Origin of the sequence: Shinella sp. WSC3-e (genome assembly GCF_945994535.1) — a bacterium.
GTDB lineage: Bacteria > Pseudomonadota > Alphaproteobacteria > Rhizobiales > Rhizobiaceae > Shinella > Shinella yambaruensis.
In genome coordinates this window covers 3168537-3186787 of sequence record NZ_OZ000530.1, presented here as the reverse complement: position 1 = coordinate 3186787, position 18251 = coordinate 3168537, and the positions used below count along the sequence as shown (strand labels likewise).

16 protein-coding genes are annotated in these 18251 nt (G+C 65.0%); 5 read left to right on the top strand and 11 right to left on the bottom strand.

The genetic code is table 11. The features are described 5' to 3' along the window. Positions 1-16: 16 nt before the first annotated feature. The 10 genes from AABF56_RS15790 to AABF56_RS15745 all read right to left on the bottom strand — a co-directional run bounded on the left by AABF56_RS15790 (position 17) and on the right by AABF56_RS15745 (position 8637). Positions 17-1153 (bottom strand): ABC transporter substrate-binding protein, encoded by a 1137-nt coding sequence (locus tag AABF56_RS15790; RefSeq protein ID WP_272806656.1) that lies wholly within the window; start codon positions 1151-1153, stop codon positions 17-19. Positions 1154-1371: 218 nt separating this feature from the next. Beyond that, positions 1372-1596: a hypothetical protein gene (locus tag AABF56_RS15785; RefSeq protein WP_244768132.1), complete on the bottom strand. Its 225-nt coding sequence runs from the start codon at positions 1594-1596 to the stop codon at positions 1372-1374. Positions 1597-1716: 120 nt separating this feature from the next. Next, a complete protein-coding gene (locus AABF56_RS15780) occupies positions 1717-2430 on the bottom strand; it encodes a TfuA-like protein (protein ID WP_272806655.1) in 714 nt (237 codons plus the stop codon). Continuing rightward, entirely contained in the window at positions 2427-3611 is a 1185-nt protein-coding gene (locus AABF56_RS15775) for a YcaO-like family protein (protein ID WP_272806654.1), read from the bottom strand. The genes AABF56_RS15780 and AABF56_RS15775 overlap by 4 nt, the downstream gene beginning before the upstream one ends. A 20-nt stretch (positions 3612-3631) precedes the next feature. Further along, the gene (locus AABF56_RS15770) at positions 3632-3892 is read right to left on the bottom strand and encodes a hypothetical protein (RefSeq protein ID WP_244768135.1); all 261 of its coding nucleotides are present in this window, start codon (positions 3890-3892) and stop codon (positions 3632-3634) included. 29 nt (positions 3893-3921) lie between these two features. Then, complete coding sequence (locus tag AABF56_RS15765) at positions 3922-5733, bottom strand: hypothetical protein (RefSeq protein ID WP_272806653.1); 1812 nt, start codon at positions 5731-5733, stop codon at positions 3922-3924. A gap of 6 nt (positions 5734-5739) precedes the next feature. Further along, entirely contained in the window at positions 5740-6183 is a 444-nt protein-coding gene (locus tag AABF56_RS15760; protein ID WP_244768137.1) for a helix-turn-helix domain-containing protein, read from the bottom strand. Between the two features lie 135 nt (positions 6184-6318). Beyond that, positions 6319-7080, bottom strand: a complete 762-nt coding sequence (locus tag AABF56_RS15755; protein WP_272806652.1) for an amino acid ABC transporter ATP-binding protein — start codon at positions 7078-7080, stop codon at positions 6319-6321. Next, a complete protein-coding gene (locus AABF56_RS15750) occupies positions 7077-7757 on the bottom strand; it encodes an amino acid ABC transporter permease (protein WP_272806651.1) in 681 nt (226 codons plus the stop codon). Before AABF56_RS15750 ends, AABF56_RS15755 begins: the two co-directional genes overlap by 4 nt. Positions 7758-7863: 106 nt before the next feature. After that, entirely contained in the window at positions 7864-8637 is a 774-nt protein-coding gene (locus AABF56_RS15745; RefSeq protein WP_272806650.1) for an amino acid ABC transporter substrate-binding protein, read from the bottom strand. Positions 8638-8917: 280 nt separating this feature from the next. On the opposite strand from AABF56_RS15745, the gene AABF56_RS15740 reads away from it, so the two are divergent. The 5 genes from AABF56_RS15740 to AABF56_RS15720 are packed head-to-tail and all read left to right on the top strand — an operon-like array spanning position 8918 to position 15408. Then, entirely contained in the window at positions 8918-10513 is a 1596-nt protein-coding gene (locus AABF56_RS15740) for a peptide ABC transporter substrate-binding protein (protein ID WP_272806649.1), read from the top strand. A 60-nt stretch (positions 10514-10573) separates the two neighbouring features. After that, positions 10574-11497: an oligopeptide ABC transporter permease OppB gene (oppB, locus tag AABF56_RS15735; RefSeq protein WP_244768142.1), complete on the top strand. Its 924-nt coding sequence runs from the start codon at positions 10574-10576 to the stop codon at positions 11495-11497. Next, on the top strand, positions 11490-12620 hold the full coding sequence (locus AABF56_RS15730) for an ABC transporter permease (protein ID WP_244768143.1): 1131 nt from the start codon (positions 11490-11492) through the stop codon (positions 12618-12620). The genes oppB and AABF56_RS15730 overlap by 8 nt, the downstream gene beginning before the upstream one ends. A gap of 1 nt (position 12621) precedes the next feature. Next, the gene (locus tag AABF56_RS15725) at positions 12622-14238 is read left to right on the top strand and encodes an ABC transporter ATP-binding protein (protein ID WP_244768144.1); all 1617 of its coding nucleotides are present in this window, start codon (positions 12622-12624) and stop codon (positions 14236-14238) included. A 27-nt stretch (positions 14239-14265) separates the two neighbouring features. Further along, positions 14266-15408, top strand: a complete 1143-nt coding sequence (locus AABF56_RS15720) for a gluconeogenesis factor YvcK family protein (protein WP_272806648.1) — start codon at positions 14266-14268, stop codon at positions 15406-15408. Here the strand turns inward: AABF56_RS15720 and AABF56_RS15715 are convergent. Further along, complete coding sequence (locus AABF56_RS15715) at positions 15386-18061, bottom strand: bifunctional diguanylate cyclase/phosphodiesterase (RefSeq protein ID WP_272806647.1); 2676 nt, start codon at positions 18059-18061, stop codon at positions 15386-15388. The two genes, AABF56_RS15720 and AABF56_RS15715, sit on opposite strands and share 23 nt — an antisense overlap. Positions 18062-18251: the final 190 nt, after the last annotated feature.

Below are 18251 nucleotides of genomic sequence, written 5' to 3'. Positions count from 1 at the left end.
GATGTCCGGTCGCGGATTACATCGAGCACTTGTCGGCGTAGGCGTCGCCGTGATCGGTGAAGGCGGTGGCGATGATCTTGTTGGTCAGGACGTCGCCTTCCTTCACGACCTCGGTCACGTAGATGTCCTGGATCGGATGGTTGTTCGTGTTGAACTTGAATTTTCCGCGCACGGAAGCGAAATCCGCCTCCTTCAGCGCGGCGCGGAAGGCGTCCTTGTCCTTCACGCTCGCCTTGCCGATGGCCGAGAGGATGAGGTTGGCGGTGTCCCAGCTCTGCGCGGCATAGATCGACGGCAGGCGATTGTATTCCTTCTGGAAGGCCTCGACGAAGGCCTTGTTGGCGGGGTTGTCGAGGTCCTTCGCCCAGGTGCCGGAATTCTTGACGCCCAGCGCGGCATCGCCGATCGCCGGCAGCACGTCCTGGCTGAAGGAGAAGCCGGGGCCGGTGACGGGGATGGCGACGCCCGACTGGGCATATTGCTTCATGAAGGCGATGCCCATGCCGCCGGGCAGGAAGAAATAGACGGAATCGGCACCGGACGCGCGGATTTCCGCGATCTCGGCGGCATAGTCCGTCTGGCCGACCTGGGTATAGACCTCGCCGGCGAGCTCGCCCTTGTAGTAGCGCTTGAAGCCGGTCAGCGCGTCCTTGCCGGCCGGATAGTTCGGGGCGAGGATGAAGGTCTTCTTGTAGTCCTTGTTGTCGTATTCGCCCATCGCCTCGTGGAAGTTGTCGTTCTGGTAGGCGACGTTGAAATAGTTCGGATGGCAGTTCGCGCCGGCGAGCGCCGAGGGGCCGGCATTGGGCGAGAGATAGATGACGTCCTGCGCAACCGCGTTCGGCACCACGGCCATGGCGAGGTTCGACCAGATGATGCCCGTCATCAGGTCGACCTTGTCGCTCTGGATCATCTTCTCGGCGATCTGCACGGCAAGTTCCGGCTTCTGCGCGTCGTCTTCCACGACGAGCTCGATCTCGCTGTTGCCGGACTGCTTGATCGCCAGCTGGAAGGCGTCGCGCATGTCGACACCGAGGCCTGCGCCGCCGCCCGACAGCGTTGTGATGACGCCGATCTTCACCGGTTCCGCCTGGGCGATGCCCGCCGTCACGAGCACGAGAGCGGCCACGCCGCCCGCCAGAAACTTCCGCATGCTGTTCTCCCTCTGTCCTTCGGCCCGTTTTCGGGGCGTTTTTCGAGAAGAGAACCTTTCAGAGTTCCGCGATCAGCGCAACCGTGTGTTTTCGTTTCGCAATCGGAGAATTTTAGGAAGATCGGCGGCGGCCCGCAGGTTCGGGCCGTCCGCACGATCAGCGCCGCGGAGGAGGACGGCGGCTATCCTCCAGCCGGCAAGCCGGCCCATCCACCCGGTCAGCAGAGCGCCGACCGGTTCATCAGCATGATGTCGCTCGATGTCAGCGTCATGCGCGACGGTTCGTCGATCTGTTCCAGCACCGCGCGCAGCGCCTTGTCCAGGCAGAACTCGGCGATCTCGGCATCCAGCGACTTGGCGGATTCCAGTGCGAACGCGACGAGCCGCGCCAGCGCCATCAGTTCCGCTCCTCGGTCTTCTGTTTCAACGCTTTCGATTTTCATGTCCTGTGCCCCCCTGAGCAACGCTCACTTTCAGCCCCTGCGGCGAAGTATAGGCGTGACTCCGGGGCTATGCGCGTGACTCCAGCGTGACACACGCGGAATGGGAAACTGCACGTTTTCTCAGGCTATGGGTTGATCGGCAACGGAACGCCACAGGGATGTCGCCCGAAACGTCCAGTTTCCTCGTTTTACGGGGGTTTTTGCATCAAAATCGGTAAGGAGGTGCAGCAGGGCGAGGGCATCCGCGCGCTTCTGGTCCACGGCGGCTGCGTGGAGAAGTTGCAGAAGTCCCTTCCGGTTTGCCGCCGCGCCGGCTGATTTTATGACCGAGGACCAGGTCCGCTCCTTGTAGAAGAGCCTCCTTGCAGCGGTCCGAAGTGTTAATATGTCATACTTTTCAAGGGTTTCTTCCGCCTCCAGCCGATCGAGCGTCGCCTCGACATTGACGAGTGGAAGCGAGAGGGCGGGATAGCCGAGTTCGGCGGGACCGTGGAGCATGGCGACATCGGCGTCGTCGATGCGTCGGCCGCTGGCATAGTCCTCATAGATGCGGCCGATACCGACCATGCCGAACGTATCGCACTCGGCAGCGCGCAGCGCACCCATGCTGGCGGCGCCGAGGACGGTGACGCCTTGGTCCAGCGCATGGAGGATTTCCTTGTGCCAGACGGGTGCCACATGCTCGAAATTGCCGTCGACGACGCCGATGGCGGTGGCGCCCGCGCGCACGGCGGCCAAGACGTCGCCGTGGGCCGCCGGTGGGCGGACCTCGACGGCGTCGCCAGAAAGAGCGGCGGCATCGGGCAGGCTCGGGCCGGCAAAGAGGATCTTCATGTGGTTCCGAACAGCATGCGGGAGAGGGCGCGGGGGCCGACGGCATGCCGGCGTGCGCCTTCCGGGTTTTCAAGCGCCGGCACGACCATCTTGACGACGCGAACCGGCAGCGAGGCATCCCCGAGCGGCACGGCGACGATGGGCGTGATGCCGGATGCGCCGAGCCGTTCCACGCAATGGGAGAGCAGCGCGGCAGCGTCGCCCACGGGTGCGGGATAGGTTTTCGCCGCGCCCGGCCAAGCCTCGAAGAGGGCGAGGGTTTCCGGCGCCAGCGGCCGGGTGAAGGTCTCGGCGAAGAGATCGTCGCGCGCGCCGCTGATATAGGTGAGGCGCGATTGCGCGACTTCGGTGAGCGCGCGGATCACGGCGCGCGCGGCCACAGGATGGGTGCCGTAGCCGATGGTCGCATCGTGGAAGAGCGGCCGCTTCCTTGCGGCAAGGCCGGCATCGCCGAGCACGGCGGCGTAGGTGGGGATGGCAAGGTCGCTGGTGATGTCGAAGAGGCGCAGATCGAGCCCGGCCGTACGGAAACGGCCGGCCAGCGCCTCTATGAGCGGATCGGCGAAGCCGGCGGGATCGACGGCGGTCGCCTGGCGCTTCTCGCGTGGCAGCAGGCGCCACAGTCGGTCGGCGTCGCGCTCGATGCGTTCCAGGAGGCCGTGCAGGATCGCCTCGCTCTCCGAATTGCCGGAGGCAAGGCCGTCGGAGGATTGCCAGAAGCGTGGTGCCGCATCGGTCCTGTCGAGGCAGACGGCTTCGCGCGGAACCCAGATGGTCTCTCCCGTCACGATGTTGCGCCCGGCGAGCCAGTCGAAGGGCTCGTCTTCGGCAAGGAAGGCCTGTCCGCTCGCAACGAAGATGTCGAGCGGCAGGCAGGCTTCGCCGGCCGCCGCGAAATCGTGCCGTGCGGCCCGCCGCGCCGGCACAAGGGGCTCACCGGCAATCGAGCGCTCCAGCGCCTCCATGGCAGCGGAGACCTTCGCGTCGATATCGGTGATGCCCTTGCCCTGGTTGATGACGATCGAACGGGCATTGGGGCTGACGGCGTTCCAGACCGGGATGCCGACGTTGTCGAGCCCGGTCAGGCGGGACAGCCGCGTGATGCCGAACCGGGGCAGCAAGGCCTCGATCCGGCTCCACGTCTCATCGGGACTGCAGATGCGGTCCGAATAGGCGGTCACGCTGTGAGCCGGGCCGAGGCTCACTTGTCCATGAAGCCGCCGGAGGGGTCCATGAAACCGCCGGACGCATCCATGAAGCCGCCGGACACGGCATCTGCCGAAGTTGCGAGCGCGGCGAGGTTGACACCCTTGATCACCGATGCGCCGGCCTTGCGCAGATCATCGGCGGCCTTCAGCGCCCCCGTCGTGGGGGCGGCGATCTGCGTCACCGTGCCGGCATCGAGATCGGCGACCCAGAGGCCGTCGTCCCCCTGAATGCCCAGAACAACCAGTCTTGCCATGTCCACTTCCTCTCTCTTTGTGCCGGTCGCTAGAAGCCGGCTTTCTTCAATCCGTCGTAATAGTGCCTGCGCTGCCACTCTTCCTTGAAGGGCACGATCGCCATCCAGGAGTCGAGATCGAAATTCGGGTGGACGTCATAGGTGCGGCGGATGAATTGCCGCGCCTTCTTCATGTCGCCGAGCATGCTCCAGCTTGCCGCGGCGAGGCGGTCGGCCGGAGTGCGGTCCTTCATGCGGGCGATATAGTCGAGTGCCTGCTGGTAGAGGCCGAGCGAATAGCTGGCGCCGGCGGCGGTCCAGAAGTATTCGTCGGGCGGCAGCGGATTGAGGTCGATCGCCTGCTCGATCTTCTTGAGACCGACATCCGGCCGGGAGGCCTGCACCAGCGTATCGGCATAACTCGCGATGACATTGGCGTAGTGCGGGCTGAGTGCCTCGGCGCGGTTGAGATACGCGACGCTCTCGTCGAACTGGCGTGCATAGAGCTTGACGACGCCGAGCTCGCGGTAGCCGGAGGGCAGGCGGTCGTCGGCGCGGATGGTCTCTTCGGCGTGGCGCTCGGCCTGGCGCAGCAGGTCCTCGTCGCCGCGCGCCGTCACCAGCCATTCGAGGAAGTAGCTGCGGGCAAGGCCCCCGATCGCCGGGGCGAAGGCGCCATTGGCCTGCAGGGCCTCGCGAAAGCTCTTGCGGGCGCGGCGGATGTCTCGCAGGTCGAGGTTCTTCAGCTGGACCTGGCCGACAAGGAAACTGCGATAGGCGGCCGCGTCACGCTCGTAGTCGCCGCGCACCAGTTCGTTGCGCTCGATCTCGGTGGCGATCGCCCCGGCGATCTGGTGCGAAATCATCTGTCGCGAGCGGGCAAGGCCCTCGGCGGAGAGCGGGAAGCGCTCGGCCCAGATCACCTCGTCGCTGCCGAAGAAGATGAGCTGGGCGAAGAGCGTGTGATGGTCGCCCTCGTCGCGCAGCCGCGTTTCCAGGATGTAGCTGATCTTGTGGCGCTCGTAGGTGTCGGCCCTATCGGCCTGGAGCGAGATTTGCGCCGCGGTGTGCGGGGCGATGATCGAAATGGAGCGCAACGCACAGAGCCCGATCGTCACGTCCTCGATCAGCGCTTCGCTGAAGCGGGCGGCTGTACGGGCGGCGAGCGTGGTGACCGGCGGCAGCAACACGACACGCGGCGGGTTCTGCCGGGGGAGCGCTATGTCCGCCTCCTGCGGCGTCAGCACGCGGGCGGGCGGCTGGAGGGTCATGAGACTGGCGGGCACCGCCGTCCGGCCCGTCAGCACGGCACGCACCTCCTCGTCGTCCGGATTGCTTTCGAGCAGGCGCAGCGCGGCGGCGGCGCGGGCCTGGCGCGTACCGGCGCCGTCCGGCGCGTCCCCGTCGAGCAGGGCACTGCGCAGAAGGGCCATGTGCGCGGCCCGCTGCAGTACGATCCAGCTTGAAAGCGCCTGGTTGCCGGGCCTGACATATTTGAGGAAATCGTCGGTCAGGAGGCCGGCGAGCACGGAAAGCCCCGTACCGTCGCGCACCTTGTCGATATCGCTTTCGATGGCTTCCGGCCCGAGCGCGATCGTGGTGTCCGTGAAGGTGAGATAGGTCCGGTCCAGTTCCCGCTGGCGTTTCTGGGTCCGTGAAACGGTCTGCCGCAGGTTGGCGAAGGCGGCGGCGCTGTTGGCATCATCCCAGAAGAGATTTGCGGCATCCGCCCGCGGCATGCTGCTCACGCCGCGCGCCAGGAGATAACAAAGGATCAGAAGCGCCTTTTCGGGAAAGACGATATCGTTACCGCCCTCATCGAGCAGGCGCAGATGACCGAGCGTCTGCAGCCGCGCCGGCATGTGGGGTCAGATCCGCAGTTCCGGTGCGTTGTCCGCGCGTTCGCCCGCCTCGGTGGTAGCGCTTGCCTTGGAAAGTGCGGTTGCCAGCGCGATGATCGACTTGCGCACGCCCGCATCCTCGATCTTCAGGAAGGCGCGGTTGAGGTCGAGGCCTTCCTTGGAGGAGACGAAGGTGGAGACGTCGCCCGTCTCGTGCATGACGCCGGAGGTCGGCACGGCGCTATCTTCGTCCTGGAAGAAGAAGCTCGGCGGAACGCGGAACACGTCGGAGATCGCCTGGAGGCGGCTGGCGCTGATGCGGTTGGTGCCTTTCTCGTACTTCTGCACCTGCTGGAAGGTGACGCCGAGCCGGTCGGCAAGCGCTTCCTGACTCATGCCCACCATCAGCCTGCGCAGGCGGACGCGGGAACCGACGAAGACGTCGATCGGATTTGGTGTTTTCTTGATCATGAGACTTTCTCCCCTGAAAGACATGCCGGGGCATGGCGAGATACGCATATTCCGTCACTCTGCTTGAATCGCCTGTCCGATGCAACTGCTGCGAACCGGATTTCCTTGCTACCGTAACGTGAGGTAGCGTGCACTTCAGATATCGTAGCTTTGCGGCGCGCTGAGGGAGGCGATGAACTTTTTCGTGCGCTCGCGCTCCGGCGTGGAGAAGATGGCGCGCGGCGGCCCCTCCTCGACGACGACGCCGCCATCGAGGAAGACGACCGTGTCGGCAACGCGCGAGGCGAGGCGCAGGTCGTGCGTCGCCATGACCATCGTCGTGCCCTCGCGCGCAAGCCGGCTCAGCACTTCGACCACCTCTTCCGCAAGCTCGGGGTCGAGCGCGGAGGTCGGCTCGTCGCAGAGCAGGACGCGCGGCGAAGGGGCGAGCGCGCGGGCGATGGCGACGCGCTGCTGCTGGCCGCCCGACAAGGTCGCCGGCCAGGCATCGGCCTTGTGTGCCATGCCGACCTTCTCGAGCAGTTCCATCGCGCGGGCGCGCGCCTTGTCGGCCGGCCATTTCAGGACCGTGACGAGGCCTTCCATCACGTTGGCGATGGCGGTCTGGTGCGGGAAGAGCTGGAAGTTCTGGAAGACCATGCCGGTCTGGCGACGTAGTTTCTGCACGGCGTCCCAGCCCACCTTTCGGCCGGGGGCGAAATCGATCGTCTCGCTGCCGAGCTTGATGGAGCCCGAGGTCGGCGTCTCGAGCAGGTTGATGCATCGCAGCAGCGTGCTCTTGCCGCCGCCCGAAGGGCCCACCAGCGCCGTCACCGTGCCCTCCGGCAGGACGAGGCTGATGTCGCGCAGCACATGGTTGTCGCCGAAGCGTTTTTCGATGTGGCTGAGTTCGATCATGTACGGGCCTCCAGGAAGCCGCCATAGCGGGCGAAGCGCCTTTCCAGCCGAACCTGCAGGGCCGACAGCACGGAACTGAGCGCGAGATAGATCAGCGCCGCCTCGATGTAGAGGATCAGTGGCTCGTAGGTCGTGGCGACGATGCGCTGCGCCGTCTGGAAGAGTTCCGGCACGGTGACGGCGGCGGCGAGCGAGGTGTCCTTCACCAGCGAGATGAAGGTGTTCGACAGCGGCGGCACGGCGACGCGCGTCGCCTGCGGCAGGATGGTGCGGCGCATGGCCTGCGACCAGCTCATGCCGATCGAATAGGCCGCTTCCCACTGGCCGCGCGGCACGGAGGCGATGACGGCGCGGATGATCTCCGACGTATAGGCCCCGACATTCAGCGTGAAGCCGATGAGGGCGGCCGGGAAGGCATCGAGCAGGATACCGACGCTCGGCAGGCCGTAGAAGATGACGAAGAGCTGCACGAGAAGCGGCGTGCCGCGGATCACCCAGACATAGAAGCGGGCGACGGCGACGAGCGGGCGCGGCCCGAACAGCCGCGCGATGGCCGTGACGAGGCCGAGCGTCAGCCCGAGCACGAAGGAGAGCAAGGTGAGCGGAATGGTGAAGACGAGCGCGGCCCACAGCAGGGGGACAAGCGAATCCAGCATCAGTTGAAGCCACGGCGGCACGGGAAAAACCTCCGGAAATGCGGCTGGCCGGGGTGATCCCCGGCCAGGTCGTGGTTTTATCTATAGTCGAGGAGCGGGCCGCCGCGAAGCGGTCCCCGGGCAGGATTTACTTCGAGACGTCCTGGCCGAAATACTTGTCCGAGATCGCCTGGTACGTGCCGTCGGCCTTGATGTCGGCAAGCGCCTTGTTGATCGCGTCCAGCAGCTCCGGCTCGCCCTTGCGGATGATCACGCCGGAATAGTCGGCGTTTTCCTGTTCGGCGGCGATCTTCACATTGGCATCGGGCTTGTGCTTCTTGAAGTCGAGGAAGGACAGGCTGTCGTTGATCGTCGCGTCGGCGCGGCCGGTCAGGACGAGCTGGATCGACTGGTCGAAGCCGTCGGTGCCGACGAGCTCGGCGCCGGCGCCTTCAGCGATCCTGCCGAAATTGGAGGTCAGCGACTGGGCGGATTTCTTGCCCTTGAGGTCGGCGAATCCCTTGATGCTGTCGTCGTCGGCACGCACGATCAGCACGGCCTTGGAGGCGATGTAGGGCTCGGAGAAGTCGTATTTCTGCTTGCGCGCCTCGGTGATGCCGACCTGGTTGATCACGGCGTCGTAGCGGTTTGCATCGAGGCCGGCGATGAGGCCGTCCCACTTGCCTTCCAGGAACTCGGCCTTGACGCCGAGCTTCTTGGCGATGGCCTCGCCGATCTCGACGTCGAAGCCGACCAGCTTGCCGTCGGTGTCGTGGTAGGTGAAGGGCGCATAGGTGCCTTCGGTGCCGATCTTCAGCGCGCCGGCGGCCTGCACGGCCGCGAGGTTTTCCCCCGCATGGGCCGGGGCGAGAATGGCGGCTTGGAGCGCCGCAGCGGCGGCGAGGGTCTTCAACCAGTTCATCTTGGAACTCCGTTTCTGGCTCAAGTGTTCGATGGGGCGATAGATCGCAGAAATCGGTGCAAAACGATGGGCAGAAAACTGCGAATAAAAACGGCAAATGCGAATATTTTTCTCATTTTCCGCTGCCTTCAGGCGGAGAAGGGCGCGTTTCGCTTTAAAAATCCGGCCCGCTGCGCGGGCTGCGGCCTTTGTGCATTTCGTGTTTTTAGGGGCTTGCCAAGCGGGAAAACAGGGACAATTGATGTGGCACCCAAAATAACAACCGGGGAAGGAAAACAAAATGGCAAACAGACTCATTGGCTTTCGTGCGGCTCTTCTTGCGGGCGCAATCCTGCTGGGCGCCGGTCCGGCTCTTGCAGAAGCGGTGCTTCACCGCGGCAATGCCGGCGAACCGCAGACCCTCGACCAGGCGCACACTTCCATCAACATCGAGGAGTTCATCCTCAAGGACCTCTACGAGGGCCTGACGATCTATGACGCGTCCGGCAAGATCGTTCCCGGCGCCGCGGAAAGCTGGACCGTCTCCGACGACGGCACGGTCTATACGTTCAAGCTGCGCGAGAACGCGAAGTGGTCGGACGGTTCCCCGGTGACGGCGGAAGACTTCGTCTTCTCCTTCACCCGCGTGGAAGACCCGAAGACCGCGGCGGGCTATGCCAATATCCTCTATCCGATCAAGAACGCGGAAAAGGTCAACAAGGGTGAGCTCGGCCTCGACCAGCTCGGCCTCAAGGCCGTCGATGCCACGACGCTGGAAGTGACGCTGGAGCGGCCGACGCCCTTCTTCCTCGAGCTGCTTGCGCACCAGACGGCGCTTCCGGTCTCCAAGGCCAGCGTCGAGAAGAACGGCGCCGACTTCGTCAAGCCCGGCACGATGGTGTCGAACGGCGCCTTCAAGCTGGTCAGCCATGTCCCGAACGACAACCTGGTCGTCGAGAAGAACGAGAACTATTGGGATGTCGCGAACGTCAAGCTCGACAAGGTGATCTTCTACCCGATCGACGACCAGGCCGCTTCGGTCCGGCGCTTCGAGGCGAAGGAAATGGACCTCGTCTACAACTTCTCCGCCGACCAGATCGAGCGGCTGAAGGCGAGCTATGGCGAGCAGGTCCATGTCTCGCCGACGCTGGCGACCTACTACTACGCCTTCGACACCCGACAGGAGCCCTACAGCGACGTCAACGTGCGCCGCGCGCTCTCCATGGCTGTCGACCGCGACTTCCTGGCCAAGGAAATCTATTCGGGCTCGCAGCTCCCGGCCTATTCCATGGTGCCCCCCGGCATGGAAGGCTATGAGCCGGCGACCGCCGATTTCGGCGCGCTTTCGCAGCTCGACCGCGAGGATGAGGCGCTCAAGCTGATGAAGGAGGCCGGCTACGGCGAGGGCGGCAAGCCGTTGAAGATCGAGATCCGCTACAACACCAACCCGAACCACGAGCGCGTGGCGACGGCCGTTGCCGACATGTGGAAGAACACCTTCGGCGCGGACGTCTCGATGGTGAACCTCGACGTCTCCTCGCACTACGCCTACCTGCAGGAAGGTGGCGCGTTCAACGTGGCGCGTGCCGGCTGGGTCGCCGACTACGCGGATGCGGAGAACTTCCTGGCGCTCAGCGTCAGCACCAACAAGACCTTCAACTATGGCAAGTTCAACAATGTCGAGTATGACGCGCTCATGAAGCAGTCGTACGAGGAGCGGGACCCGGCAATGCGCGCCAAGGTGCTGCACGAGGCGGAAGCCCTTCTCATGAAGGAACAGCCGATCGCCCCGCTCCTGACACAGGCCGATCTGTGGCTCGTCTCCAGCAAGGTTCAGGGTTGGCAGGACAATGCCGCCAACCAGCACCTGAGCCGCTTCCTCAGCGTTTCGGAATGATCCGGCGTCAGTGCGCGGCCTCCTGAGGCCGCGCGCTTTCGTATCTGGGGAGACCTGGCCATGCTTGCCTTCGTTCTGCGGCGCCTCGCAAGCGCCGTGCCGACGCTATTCATCGTCGTCACCATTTCGTTCTTTCTCATGCGCTTTGCGCCCGGCGGTCCGTTCAACCTCGAACGTCCCCTGCCGCCCGCCACGATGGAAAACCTGATGCGGGCCTACCAGCTCGATCAGCCGCTCTGGCGACAATACCTCACCTATATGGGCAACGCCGTCACCGGCGATTTCGGACCGAGCTACATCTACAAGGATAATTCCGTCGCCGAGCTGATCGGCAAGGGACTGCCCTATTCGGTCGAGCTCGGCTTCTACGCATTGTTGCTCGCGCTCGTCGGCGGCGTCATCGTCGGCACGATCGCGGCGCTGCGCCAGAACAGCGCGCTCGATTTCGCCGTCATGTCGGTGGCAACGATCGGCGTCACGGTGCCGAACTTCGTCGTCGGGCCGGTGCTGACGCTGATCTTCGCCATCATGCTCGCCTGGCTGCCGGCCGGCGGCTGGGGCGACGGGTCGCTGCGCTTCCTCATCCTGCCGATGATCGCGCTCGCCCTGCCGCAGCTCGCGGTCTTCGCGCGGCTCACCCGCGGCTCGATGATCGAGGCCCTGCGCACCGACCATATCCGCACCGCGCGGGCCTATGGCCTGCCGGCGAAATCGGTGGTCGTGGTGCATGCCATGCGCGGCGCCATGCTGCCGATCGTCTCCTATCTCGCGCCCTGCGCGGCCGCTCTCCTGACCGGCTCGGCGGTTGTCGAGACCATCTTCACCATTCCCGGCGTCGGGCGCTACTTCGTGCTCGGGGCGATCAACCGCGACTATACGCTCGTCATGGGCACGGTCGTCCTGATCGCCATCTTCGTCATCGTCTTCAATCTGCTGGTCGACATTCTCTATGGCCTGCTCGATCCGAGGGTTCGCCATGACTGACGCCGTCGTTTCCCCCGTGCCCGAGAGCGAGGTGAAGGGGCGCAGCCTCTTCCAGCTCGCCGTCATGCGCTTCCGTCGCAATCGCCCGGCCATGGCCGGCTCCGTGATGCTGGTGCTGATCGCCTGCTTCTCGTTCTTCGGTCCCTTCTTCATCAGCCACAGCTACGATCAGGTCTTCTCTTCCTATGTCACCATCCCGCCGAGCCTCGAGCCGCGGCCGGGCGAGGACACGCTGGAGGAAGCGATGAAGGGTGTCGCGGCACGCGCCCGCGTCGAGCTTCAGTCCTTCTCCGTCGAGGGCGAGACCTTCACCGCGGTCGTCACCGCCGAGAATCCGATCGATCCGCGCACGACGCGCTACTTCGACCGCGCCAACGAGTTCGACAAGACGGAAGTTCTCTCGACCGAGGACGAGGGCCGCAAGCTGACGCTTTCTGGCGTCGTCGACCGGGAATATTTCCTGTTCGGCACCGATACCAACGGGCGCGACCTCATGGCGCGCGTCATGCTCGGCGGGCAGATATCCATCGCCGTCGGTCTCCTCGCCAGCCTCGTCTCGCTCGGCATCGGCGTCGTCTACGGCGCGATTTCGGGTTACATGGGCGGGCGCGTCGACAATGTGATGATGCGTTTCGTCGAGATCCTCTATTCGCTGCCCTTCGTCTTCCTCGTCGTGGTGCTCGTCGTCTTCTTCGGGCGCAGCTTCGTGCTGATCTTCATCGTCATCGGCGCGGTGGAATGGCTCGACATGGCCCGCATCGTGCGCGGCCAGACGCTTTCCTTGAAACGCCGGGAGTTCATCGGCGCGGCGGAGGCTCTGGGGCTGACCGACTGGCAGATCATCCGCCGGCACGTCATCCCCAACACGATCGGCCCGGTCGTCATCTTCGTCACGGTGATCGTGCCCAAGGTGATCCTGCTCGAAAGCTTCCTTTCCTTCCTCGGCCTCGGCGTGCAGGCGCCGCTAACGAGCTGGGGCTCGCTGATCGCCGAAGGCGCGAACAACATCCAGTCGGCGCCCTGGCTGCTCGTCTTCCCCGCCATCTTCTTCGTCGTTACGCTCTTCTCGCTGAACTTCGTCGGTGATGGCCTGCGTGACGCATTCGACCCGAAGGATCGCTGACATGGCAGAGACACAGAAGACCATGGAGCCGATCCTCGCCGTGCGCGACCTGAAGGTCTCCTTCACGACGCCGGACGGCGATGTCGATGCTGTCAAGGGCATCAGCCTCGATGTCCGCCCCGGCGAGACCCTGGCGGTGGTCGGCGAATCCGGCTCCGGCAAGAGCCAGACCATGATGGGCATCATGGGCCTGCTGGCCGCGAACGGACGGGTTTCGGGCTCCGCGAAATATCGCGGGCAGGAGATGGTCGGCCTTCCGCCGAAGGCGCTCAACGAGATCCGCGGCGCGAAGATCACCATGATCTTCCAGGAGCCGATGACCTCGCTCGATCCGCTCTATCCCGTCGGCAAGCAGATCGCCGAGGTGATCGTGCACCACCGCGGCGGTACGCGGAAGGAGGCCCGGCCGCGTGTGCTGGAACTCCTGAAACTCGTCGGCATTCCGGAGCCTGAGCGCCGTATCGACAGCTATCCGCACGAGATGTCCGGCGGCCAGCGCCAGCGCGTGATGATCGCCATGGCGCTCGCCAACGAGCCGGACATCCTGATCGCCGACGAACCGACGACGGCGCTCGACGTGACGATCCAGGCGCAGATCCTCAAGCTCTTGCGCGACCTGCAGAAACGCTTCGACATGGCGATCGTGCTCATCACGCACGATCTCGGCATCGTCCGGCATTTCGCCGAGCGGGTCGTCGTCATGCGGCGCGGCGAGATCGTCGAGCAGGGCGGCACGGCCGGCATCTTCGAGAACCCCCAAGCTGACTACACCCGCATGCTGATCGAGGCCGAGCCGCATGGCCGCAAGGCCGCGCCGCCGGATGACGCGCCGATCATCCTGGAGGGCCGCAATGTCGTCGTCGACTACAAGATCGACGGCGGCTTCCTGAAGCAGCGCGCCAGCACGTTCCGCGCCGTCGACAATGTCAGCATCAGCCTGCGCGAAGGCCAGACGATCGGCGTGGTGGGCGAATCCGGCTCGGGCAAGTCGACGCTCGGGCGGGCGCTGCTCAGGCTGATCGCCAGCAAGGGCGCCTACCGTTTCGGCAGGACGGATATTTCCGGCCTCGACCGCACCGGCATGCGGCCGCTCCGTCGCAGCATGCAGCTCGTCTTCCAGGATCCCTACGGATCGCTCTCGCCGCGCCAGACGGTCGGCGAGATCATCACCGAGGGTCTCTACGTGCACGAGCCGCAACTATCGCGGGCCGATCGCGACAAGCGGGCGATCGCGGCGCTGAAGGAGGTCGGGCTCGATCCGGCGGCGCGCAACCGCTATCCGCACGAGTTTTCCGGTGGCCAGCGGCAGCGCATCGCGATTGCGCGGGCGATGATCCTCAAACCCCAGGCCGTCATTCTCGACGAGCCGACCTCGGCACTCGACCGTTCCGTGCAGGGCCAGGTGATCGAGCTCCTGCGCGATCTCCAGTCCCGCTACGGCCTGTCCTATGTCTTCATCAGCCATGATCTTTCGGTGGTGCGCGCCATGAGCGACTATGTGGTGGTGATGAAGGACGGCAAGATTGTCGAGGAGGGACCCACGGACGCCATTTTCAGCGCGCCGCGGGAGGATTATACCAAGACCCTCATCGGCGCGGCCTATAATATCGGGCCGTAATCCGGAGCGCAGACAAGAGGAGACCGGATGGCCGAAGGCCGTTTGCCGCATATCGTGCTCTTTTCGGGCGGCACCGCGTGCCGCACGACCAATCTGGCGCTGCTCTCCGGGCCGGCGCGGCTGACGCGCATCGTGCCGGCCTGGGACAGCGGGGGCAGCTCCAAGACCATCCGCGAAAGCCTCGGCGTGCTCGCCGTCGGCGATATCCGCCAGGCGCTGATGACCATGGCCCATGGCGAAGGCCAGGTGGGCGATGTCGTCAAGGTCTGCAATGCGCGCATGACCAGCGGGACGGAGGATGACGCCCGCACGGAATTCGCCCTCTATGCCGAAGGCCGCCATCCGCTCTTGGAGCGCATGGAGCCGGGTCTGCGCGGTGCGATCCTCAACTACCTGCGCACCTTTCGCGCGGCGATCGGCGCGGATTTCGATTTCCGCAACGGCAGCATCGGCAATTTCATCCTGACGGGTGCGCATCTCGCCCACAACAGCGACATCAACACCGCCATCTTCGTTTTCCGCAAGCTCTGCGACATTACCGGCCATGTCTGGCCGTCCACGGCGGCCGACGGCGTCGAACTTTCCGCCGTGCTGAACGACGGAACCCGGATCGAAGGGCAGCACAGGATGACGGCGCTCGATGATACGGCCAGCGGCATCGGCATCCGCGACATCGCCCTTTCCGGCCGGAACGGCGCGCCCGTGCCGGCCAATGAGGCGGTGCTCGAAAGTCTGGAAAGCGCCGATGCCATCGTCTTCGGCCCGGGCAGCTTCTTCACCAGCGTCCTGCCGCATCTTCTCGTAGAGGGAATCGTGCCGGCCATTGCGCGCAATGTGCATGCCCGCCGCATCTTCATCGGCAACATGCTGCAATGCCGGGAGACCCGCGGGCTGGACGTAGCACGCATGCTGGAGATCGCCGCGGCGCTCTGGCGGCGGCAGGAGGGGGCGGATGCGCGACCCTTCACCCATGTCCTGGCGAACCACCAGCTGCTGCCCTTCGAAAAGACCGTCGGCCCTTTCGCTTATCTCGGCAACGGCGCGCTGGAAGATGTGGGTGCGCGGCTCGGCATCGAGCGGGTGATCGGCGACTTCGAGGACCCCTGGCAGCGCGGCCAGCATGATGGCCGGGCCGTCGCGGATGCGCTCAACTCGCTCTTGCCGTCGTGAGCCCGGTCTTTACCGCCGGCATCCAGCCCCGCGCCTTGGCGAAGGCGAGGAAATCGTCCGCTGCCATCGGCCGGGCGAAGGCATAGCCCTGCAGGACATGGCAGCCGAGGCTGCGCAGCAGCTCGGCATGCGCCAGCGTCTCGACGCCTTCCGCGACCGTTTCGATGCCGCGCACCTTGCCGATGTCGATGATCGAGCGGACGAGGCTCTGCTGCGCGGTGGATTCGAGCAGGGGCAGCACCAGCCGGCGATCGATCTTCAGCCGCTTGGGCGATAGTTCCAGGAGGCTGACGATGGACGCATGGCCGGTGCCGAAATCGTCGATCTCGATATCGATGCCGAGGGTCTTGATATCGTCGATCGCCTGTTTCAACCCATCGTCGGCCGTGTCGAAGGAAATCGATTCCAGGAGTTCGAAGGTCAGCGAGCCGGGACGGATGTTTATGGCGCGCAGCTTTCCGAGGAGATCGTCGTCGCGCAGGCGCTGGCAGGAGACATTGACGGAGACGCGGGCAATGCCGAGCCCCTGTCCCTCCCAGCGCATGGACTGGAACAGCGCCTGGTCGAGGATGGCCTCGTCGATCTGGGCGACGACGTTGAGGCTTTCGGCAACCGGCAGGAAGACGTCCGGCGTAATGATGCCACGCGTCGGGTGCTGCCAGCGCGCCAACGCCTCGACGCCAACGATCTCCAGCGTCTCGGCATCGAACTGAGGCTGGAAGAAGGGGTGGAATTCGCCGCGTTCGAGGCCGCGCAGGATGTCGTCGCCGAGCCGCTTGACCTCCACGGTGCGCAGGCGCAGCTCGTCGTTGAAGGCTTCCACGCGGTTGCGGCCGCGGCGCTTGGCCTCGTAGAGCGCGATGTCGGCATTGACGAGCAGCTGTTCGGCGGATTCTTCCGCATCGTTGCGCGTCGCGATGCCGATGCTCGCGCCGATGCGACAGTCGTGGCCCTCGATCGCCATCGGCTCGCTTATCGCCTCGATGAGGCGGGCCGAAAGGGCGCTGAAATCGGCCTTTGCCGGGTCGCGGCGTGACAGCAGCACGAATTCGTCGCCGCCGATGCGGGCGATGAAGTCCTCCGCCGGAATATGGGCGCGCAGCACGCCCGCGGCCTGTTTCAGCACCTCGTCGCCCGCGGCATGGCCGAGCGTGTCGTTGATGTCCTTGAAACGGTCGAGGTCGATATGCAGCAGGGTGAGGGGGCGCGCATCCTCGCCCATGCCGGCTAGCGCGAGCTGCTGATCGAGGAAGCGCCGGTTGGGAAGGCGGGTGAGGGCGTCGTGCAGCGAATTGTGCTCCAGCACGAGATGGGCATCCTCCAGCGCCCTGTTCTGCGCCTCGGCCGTCAGCTTGGCCTCGAGCAGTTCGGCCTGCAGGCGATTGTCCTCCGTCACGTCCCAATTGGCGCCGACGATGCGCTTTGCGCCGGAGGACGCGCGGTAGGTCATGCCGTGGGCGCGGATGTGGCGGATATCACCGTCGGCGGTCAGCACACGAAACCCGGTGAGATAGGGCTTTTCGGTTTCGATGGCGTTGGTGAAGACGCGCTCGGCCTCCTTCAGGTCGTCGGGGTGGAGCGCGGCGCGCCAGTCCTCGTAGCGGCAGATCGGCTGGCCTGGCGGCACGTTGTAGAGCGCGCGCATACGGGCATCCCAGGTGAGGGTCGACGTTTCGGGATCATATTCCCAAACGCCCACGCGCGAGGCGTCGAGTGCGAGCTGCAGGCGCTGCGAGACGGTTTCGAGCTGGTCCTCCCGGTCCTGCAGCGCAAGAATATGCCGGTGGCGATCCTTCATGAGGTAGCCGACCCAGAACATGGGTGCGATGATGATGACGGCGAGGAGCGCAAGCCCGGCGCGAAAGAAGGCGAGATCGGCAGAGGGCTGGCGCCAGCCTTCCAGCGGTGCGGCCGACATGGTCCAGACCTCATGGCCGATATCGATGGTCATCACCACCGGATCGGCATCGACGGCCGCGGCCGTCGTGAAGAAGGTCCTCGCTTCGCCGCCGACATGCGGCCGGCTGGAAAGCGAGACGGCAATCTTGAGCTCTTCACCGAAGCCGCTGCTCTCCAGGAGCTTGTCGAGGTCGATCACGGCGGAGGCGATGCCGATGAAGGCATTGTTCCGCCCGGCGTGGATCGGGTAGCGCGCAATCACGCCGCGGCCGCCCTGCACGAGATCGACCGGACCGGTGACGATCAGCCGGTCGAGTGCCTTGACCTGCATGGCGGCGGCGCGCTGGGACTCGTTCTTGCGGTAGTCGAGGCCGATGCTGCGCTCGTTTCCCTTGACCGGATAGATGAGCGAGACGATGAAATCCGGCGCAATGGCGAGATTGCGCAACCGCGTGTCCTTGCGGAAAATGCGGCCCGCAAGATCGGCAAAGCGGCTCGGCGGCATGTCGGGTTCGGTCGAAAGCGCCGCGACGAGGCCCTGCACGAGGTTGATGTCGCCATGGATGTTGCCTTCGAGGCGCGAGCGCAGCAGGCCGAGCTGCTCCGTCGTGAAGGAACGCAGGTATTCCTCCTCCAGCCGCTGTTTCTGGGCATCGGCGAGAAAAATGGCGATGAGCACGGCAAGCGCGACCACGATGGCGGGGATATAATATCCCAGCCCCTGAAGGGAGAGCTGCGCATTCCGGTCGTTCATCGCGTTCCGTGTGTCTCCGCGCATCCTGGTTGCACCGGGCGAGGTTCTGCCCGGCATCCGGCGATCGGCGAACCATGGCAGATGCAACTTAATATTTGCTGACGAGGCCGCGCCTTTCTCTGTGGGGCCGGGTAGGGCTTTCCGTCATGGCCGATTCTGGGCTAGTCCTCGGCACGGCTGGAGCGGAACA